Annotated in this window: 7 protein-coding genes; all 7 read right to left on the bottom strand. The window is 44.3% G+C overall.

The features are described from left to right. Positions 1-762 (bottom strand): hypothetical protein (locus tag IH879_19805; GenBank protein ID MCH7677173.1); only part of this gene is annotated, 762 nt, incomplete at its 3' end. A 262-nt stretch (positions 763-1,024) separates the two neighbouring features. Beyond that, positions 1,025-1,177, bottom strand: coding sequence for a hypothetical protein (locus IH879_19800; GenBank protein ID MCH7677172.1), 153 nt, complete (start codon positions 1,175-1,177; stop codon positions 1,025-1,027). Positions 1,178-1,182: 5 nt separating this feature from the next. Beyond that, positions 1,183-1,311 carry a DUF2442 domain-containing protein gene (locus IH879_19795; protein MCH7677171.1) on the bottom strand — a complete coding sequence of 43 codons (129 nt, stop codon included), beginning with the start codon at positions 1,309-1,311 and terminating at the stop codon, positions 1,183-1,185. Between the two features lie 27 nt (positions 1,312-1,338). Beyond that, positions 1,339-1,926: a DUF2617 family protein gene (locus IH879_19790; protein ID MCH7677170.1), complete on the bottom strand. Its 588-nt coding sequence runs from the start codon at positions 1,924-1,926 to the stop codon at positions 1,339-1,341. Positions 1,927-2,204: 278 nt separating this feature from the next. After that, positions 2,205-2,945 carry a hypothetical protein gene (locus tag IH879_19785; protein MCH7677169.1) on the bottom strand — a complete coding sequence of 247 codons (741 nt, stop codon included), beginning with the start codon at positions 2,943-2,945 and terminating at the stop codon, positions 2,205-2,207. Positions 2,946-3,010: 65 nt separating this feature from the next. Next, positions 3,011-4,225, bottom strand: coding sequence for a hypothetical protein (locus IH879_19780; protein MCH7677168.1), 1,215 nt, complete (start codon positions 4,223-4,225; stop codon positions 3,011-3,013). Between the two features lie 113 nt (positions 4,226-4,338). Beyond that, positions 4,339-4,850: hypothetical protein (locus IH879_19775; protein MCH7677167.1), on the bottom strand; the 512-nt coding region annotated here is incomplete at its 5' end.

Here is a 4,850-nt window from a genome sequence, read left to right as displayed (position 1 = left end):
TACCGAAAGCAAAGCGCCAGCAATCCCAAGTGCGCCCCAGTGGCCTATTAAAAGTAAACTATTTCCATTGGGATGTATAATTGGGAGGATTCCAACAAGTGTAAAAATTATGGCGGTTGAAGCCGCCCAGTACAGCACTCGTTTAAAAATCATTTCACCTTCAGCCCAAGTTTTGTCATACTGTGCTACTTGTTCGCGCAAAGTTTTTAATTCTGCTCTTAATTTTTTAAATACTTTTTCTTCTTTCCTTTCTTCATTTTCGATTTCACGAAAAAGATCTTCAATTCTATCAGACCAGTCATCAAATAATGGCTCGTCATCAACATCTGTATATTCTTGTAGTAAATTCAGTTCGTATCTTATTTTACTAACAAGTACAGTTTCAGGGTAAATGTCAGCTAATGCCAAACGAAGTGGTAGTGCGTCAAGTTCTAGCTTAATTTCGGTTTTTTTTAGCTTTTCAGCTTCATCCGATGCATTGGATTTTGTGTTACTATCTGAATATCTGATTGCTTCAGAATACAAAGTTTTTAATTCTTCCTCTGAAACTTTCCTCCTTTCAGTTAATCTATCAGAATATGTTTTCATCAAAATCATTGCAAGCAAAAATGGTATAAGTAGTAAGCTAAGATATGTGCAATTGAGGCATTGATAAATTCCTAAGAAACCGCTTAACTGAAATGAGGTAAATAAAGCGGAAATAGTTAGAAGTATTATAGAGCCGCGCAATAACAACTTATTACTCTGTGTTTGATTATCCATTTTGTGTGCTAAGCTACTATTTCTTTTGTTAAAAATATACTGATATTGCCTTTAACGGTCCCTCTTTAAACAACGAGAACCTTTTTCCAAGTAATTTTCGAATTTTTTGTTGCACTTTTAAACTTATTTTGAAATATCATAAGGGTAGGGCTGACCCGCTCAATGATTTCACGGGGGACTTTCTTTTAAAAGAAAAGAAATTGTTCTAAATTAGTCAAGCAAAATGTTGAAAGCAGTACTTTCGATCCGAGGTCAACTCGAATCAAAAATCTTCACTCGGTGCACTTGAGACCATAACTTCGGCCAAACCCAATGCATGCCGCAGCTTCAAAACCAACTCGATGACATAAGAAAAGACCAGGGGCGTCAAAACGAGTGTGATGAGAGTCGAAAGGGCTAACCCGCCTACGACCACGGACCCTAAACCACCTGAAATACACCAAAATCTAATAGAACAGAGCAATCATAGATACCCTCTTCCCCGTTGGTAAAAACCAGCTTCAATTTGTAATCATCTGCAGGAATAGCTTCGCTAATTCTTGGGTTCATATTTCACCTCAACGGATCAATCACCCTCTACAATAATTGAATAACACTATCACTCCGAACCACCTTCTGCTCATTGGGATAGCTATGAGCGGTTGTAATCCTGATCTCATGAAATGCCGGCAAATATTGACCCAGGACAATGGTCTTGGGAACATCAGGTGGCTGTTGTTCTTTATCGTAAGAAAATGTGTGAACCAGTGCAATGGTCTTATCTTGAGAGGCAAAACTGAGAGCACGGTCTTCAAACGACCCAAGCCATTTTCGAGCATCAACAAGTTTGAGCACTTGGGCGCCAAAGCGATAATTCACCCTGGCGCGCAACCTCACCGATATGTCTTGAGTCACACCTTCATCAAGAGGACCATACGATGCTCTTACCTGTGCCAGGCTCTTAAGATTAACGTCCGTACACGCCAGAATTTCATGAAATACAAAATCATCGAGTTGGAAAGAAAAGATGTTACTTTCGCCAATAATTCTGCCGGTTAGCTCGAGATTGTGTTGCCTGATTCGCATCGAACCGTCCTGAAACACGGTAAACTGTTCCAGGTCCAGATGACCCTCTATGAGGTAGTGGCGGATAAAGCGCACGGATTGATCGATATAATTTGTCATTGACATCTTGACTATTGTCGTGATTTCTTAGTTAGTGAACTGATATGTCACCCCTCTGGGGTTAGTTTTTCTTGTATTCTATTGCTATAAACATTCCACCCCGACACTTCGGGGTTATTGAACATTTGAAACCTGTCCTGTACAATTCTACTATGAGAGTCCGGATGCTTGAACCCCGTTAGGGGTGATATATTTATAGCAAATCAGAGCCAGAACAGTCAAACCCCAGAGGGGTGGTATTGCTGCTCAAATTAGTGTAAAAAATTGGAATTTGCACACTAATCGCCCTGGCCCACGGTTTTACCGCGTTTCTTTTTTCGGCTTGCTTTCGATTGCTCGCTTGCTTTCGAAGTATTTGGATTTGACTTCTTTGTATCATTCGAATTTTCACCCAGCGCGAGAACTACCACATTTTCCGGGATCAACGCACGACCGTACGAAACTGTAATTTCATTTTCTCCACTGGACACCTCCCAGACAGAAAATGCAACCAGGAACACCTCGGCTTCATCGACAAAAGTGTAACTACGATACCGGGTGAATTTTGCAGCCTGCGGATTCTTTTCACCGACCCAATCGCCCTCACTACTCTGCGTGTAGGAATATTTTGTTCCATCATAAAGGACAAAGCCATCATCCCGCTCTTTGCAATCCTCAAGAAAACTCCTGACGCGTGTAGAATCGATGGCAACGCCCCTGGCAAAGCCGCCAAACTCAACCTGGGAGATCACAACATCTGTATCTTCCCAAAAAACAATATCCCATTCGTCCAATAACGCGAACTCAAGGCTATAGAAGTCACCCGATTCAACCTCTTCCAACGTAAACTCTCGAAAAGTGACCAAACCTTTATATTGGGTTTCACGAGTGACTAAGAAGATCTGATCGGCGTACTCCAAAGCGCCGCCGGGCCGGACATCGTCCAAAGTTTGCTTCAGGCGCTCCTCGGGCGGCAAGGTTCGTGGTATTTTTTTCTGCCTCTCCATTCTTCGTCTAAGCGGCAATAATGCTTCTGACATAGTTTTATCTCCGACGTTGCTATGAATTGTCATCCAGGTACAGAGGGTCTCAAAGACGGATCATTTTAGGCCTCTACAGAAGCGGGCTCCTTCGATTCCTGATCGAGCTCAGGCAGCTCCAGTTTGGCTGCTGTCACCGCCTCCTGCAACTCGCTGCGCAGTTCTTTGTAGCGTTCGGCAATACTGTTTGCCCTTGTAACTTGTTCACCCAGATTACTGCGCCCTTCCTCGAGGCTGGTCAGCAGCTCTTTATGGCTGGCTTCAACGGCTGCAAGGTCAACTTCAGGATCATTCAGCGCCGCCAGCTCGGCTTTGGCCCGGCGCATATCTTGAATATTCTCCAGGTGGGTTTGATCCGCAAATCTCTTAAACCGGTTCATCGCATCAGCAGATTCCAATTGCTCGTAAATGACCACCTTCGCACCGATGTCCGTGATCAGTTGCGGAAAGTATATGGTAAACATATCAGCCACCATGGTCACAACCTGGATATTGCCTTCCACGGCATCGTTCAATACCAGGTAGCTGCTATCAAACTGATAAACGCCACGACGGAGAGAGGCATTGCGTTGCGCAATGGAGAGCATTAAACGTTCAACGATGCGCCGGTCAGTCTCCGAAAAATTATTTTGCAGCGCATTCAGTTCAACCAAAAAGCATTCTGTCAAGTACGAGTTTTCTTCCAGGTTATTCTGCTGTTCAATGATCATTTCCTGAAGCTTCTCCACGTCAACATTTCTGTCCAATGCCCGGTCGGACAGTTTGGTGGCGTTGGTCTGCATGCTTCGAAGCGACCCTTCAACCGTGTCAATTCGGGCGCCGATAGTCGCCAACTGTTTCTCTATCTTCGGCAACATCCAGCTCACCAGAATGCCGATGACCGGCAACTTCGCGAGTTTTCCCAGAAATCCTTCGTATTTGATCGCACTCGGGCTGATTTGGCGAAACATCTGTTCTGCATCTTCAAGGGTTTTTGGGACTTCTTGATTGCCAACATATTTGACCGCTTTTTTGACACTCTCCTGAAACATCCCCAGGGCAAGCATGGCGTCATTCTGGGCCTGCAATCCCGTCAACCGAAGTTGGTTCAGCAGGCTTTGGTGGGTCTTAATACTGCCCGATTTGAGCTGACCGATGATTTCCTTGGCTTTTTGCTCTAGCTCAGTAACCCGCTCATCGGTCGTGTTTACGGGTTTGGTTGGGACTAGCGCTGCGGTGTCCTTATTTTGAACAAGCTTTAGGACAGCTTGGCTGGAATCGGGTTTTGTAACCTGCGCCACCTCATTTTTCTTGTCTTCCGGCATATCCTCAATCTCCTCTTTGAATTATGGTGGAATGCTCAAGCATCAACCTATATCTGCTAAAATTCATAACTGCAATCTACACTCATTTATCACGCCTTTATTTCTTTGGAATCCTGAAATTTTTTCTTGAAAAACCTGGCTTGATGGTCTAGATCGGAAAGTCTGCGGTTGCGTATGTTTTCGAGGGCAGTGTCCAGCTCCTGATCAAGCGTCGTGAGCATTTCAGAGACTTCGTCCACATGCTCTTCTCGATCTTCAGGAAACAACTGCAAATATGATTTCCGTAAGACGCGCTCGGGCAGATAGTCTTCAGCGATCATATTGACCTCGACGGCAAAACTAATCTTGGAGAGTTCGACGTCGGTGTTGATCTTTTCAAGGACATCCATTAGCTTGCTGATAATGGTCTCCGCTTTTATCACGATGTCGTCAATACGATAGGGATCGCTCCTTAACTGGCCTTGAAGAACAACCAGATTTTCCGCGTAACGCACATACTCCGGCACGGTTTCTTTGGGAGCAGGCTCATCTGAAGTACCTGGCGAATCTTGTTTGGGTTGTTTGGATTCTTTGGACTTGGTCAACCGATCAATGACAATAT

The organism is candidate division KSB1 bacterium (assembly GCA_022562085.1).
Taxonomy (GTDB): domain Bacteria; phylum Zhuqueibacterota; class Zhuqueibacteria; order Oceanimicrobiales; family Oceanimicrobiaceae; genus Oceanimicrobium.
Note: the sequence above shows the minus strand (reverse complement) of the source record. Positions and strands in the feature narration are given on the sequence as shown.